The sequence below is a fragment of the Nocardia sp. NPDC002869 genome (assembly GCF_046764065.1).
Classification (GTDB): domain Bacteria; phylum Actinomycetota; class Actinomycetes; order Mycobacteriales; family Mycobacteriaceae; genus Nocardia; species Nocardia rhamnosiphila.
Genome location: NZ_JBKOOL010000325.1, coordinates 1 through 1897, shown reverse-complemented (window position 1 = coordinate 1897; position 1897 = coordinate 1). Strand labels below are relative to the sequence as shown.

The following is a 1897-nucleotide window of genomic DNA, read 5'->3' as shown; positions in this document are numbered from 1 at the left end:
CGGGCATCGGTGCGCGACCCGCGTGCGTGACGGGACCCGGCCGTGGGCACGGGCCCAGGGACTCGGCCTCCCCATGTCGATCCGGACACGCAGACCTTTTGTCCATCCCGGACGGGGCATCTGTGGTCGGCGCCCGTCCCGGCTCCGGAGTGACGGAACGGAGGAGCGCAGCGACCGAGCGGTGACGTGAAGAACAGGTCCACGGCTCCGACCATCGACGCCGGAGCCCCCGCAATGAACCACTCGGCGAACGATCGCCTGCCCAATCGTTGCCAAGCCGTATACATCGGGTTTTCCGCACCGACCCGCAGGAATCTCTCCGCGCTGTAACCTCGATAGTGTGCAGCGACGAATTATGGGGATCGAGACCGAATTCGGTGTGACGTGCACCTTTCACGGACACCGCCGGCTCAGCCCCGACGAGGTGGCCCGGTATCTGTTCCGCCGGGTGGTTTCCTGGGGGCGCAGCTCCAATGTGTTCCTGCGAAACGGCGCCCGGCTCTACCTCGACGTCGGTTCGCATCCGGAGTACGCCACCGCCGAATGCGACAGCCTGGTCCAGCTGGTCACCCATGACCGGGCCGGGGAGCGAGTACTGGAGGAGCTGCTCATCGACGCCGAGCAGCGCCTCGCGGAGGAGGGTATCGGCGGGGACATCTACCTGTTCAAGAACAACACCGATTCGGCGGGCAACTCCTACGGCTGCCACGAGAACTTCCTGGTGGTGCGGGCCGGCGAGTTCTCCCGGATCTCCGACGTGCTGCTGCCGTTCCTGGTGACCCGGCAGTTGATCTGCGGGGCCGGCAAGGTGCTGCAAACGCCGAAGGCGGCCACGTTCTGCCTGTCGCAGCGGGCCGAGCACATCTGGGAGGGCGTCTCCTCGGCGACCACCCGCTCGCGTCCGATCATCAACACCCGGGACGAGCCGCATGCCGACGCCGAGAAGTATCGGCGCCTGCACGTGATCGTGGGCGATTCCAATATGGCCGAGACCACCACCATGCTCAAGGTCGGCACCGCCGCCCTGGTGCTGGAAATGATCGAGGCCGGGGTGTCGTTCCGCGATTTCGCGCTGGACAATCCCATCCGGGCGATCCGCGAGGTCAGCCACGACCTCACCGGCCGCCGTCCGGTGCGGTTGGCGGGTGGCCGGCAGGCCAGCGCCCTGGACATCCAGCGCGAGTACTACGCCCGCGCCGTGGAACATCTGCGCAACCGGGACCGTGATCCGCAGGTCGATCAGGTGGTCGATCTGTGGGGCCGCACCCTGGACGCGGTGGAGTCGCAGGATTTCGCCAAGGTCGACACCGAGATCGACTGGGTGATCAAGCGCAAACTGTTCCAGCGCTACCAGGACCGCTACAACATGGAGCTGGCCGATCCCAAGATCGCCCAGCTGGACCTGGCCTACCACGACATCAAACGCGGCCGCGGCGTCTTCGACCTGCTGCAGCGCAAGGGCCTGGCCAAGCGGATCACCGAGGACGACGCGGTCGACACCGCCGTCGACACCCCACCGCAGACCACCCGGGCGAAACTGCGCGGTGATTTCATCACCGCCGCCCAAGCGGCCGGCCGGGACTTCACGGTCGACTGGGTCCACCTCAAGTTGAACGACCAGGCCCAGCGCACCGTGCTGTGCAAGGACCCGTTCCGCTCGGTGGACGAGCGCGTGGATCGCCTGATCGCCTCGATGTAGAGAGTCACCCGGGGCCGGTCGGACTGTGGTCCGGCCGGCCCCGGACGTATGTTCGCTGCCTGTCCACTACGCCCGGCGGCCTCCGGACACGCCCCCGAATGAGAAGTCGCCCTTTCGCGAAGGTGAGGTTGTGAACTCACTCGCCAAGGTGCTGTGTTTATCTGCGCCGCCTTCGGCGGCGCGGGGTCGAGGCCCCCT

At 67.0% G+C, this 1897-nt stretch carries 1 protein-coding gene; it reads left to right on the top strand.

The features are described from left to right. Positions 1–340 precede the first annotated feature (340 nt). Positions 341–1699, top strand: a complete 1359-nt coding sequence (gene pafA / locus ACLML9_RS28660) for a Pup--protein ligase (protein ID WP_411948416.1) — start codon at positions 341–343, stop codon at positions 1697–1699. Positions 1700–1897 lie beyond the last annotated feature (198 nt).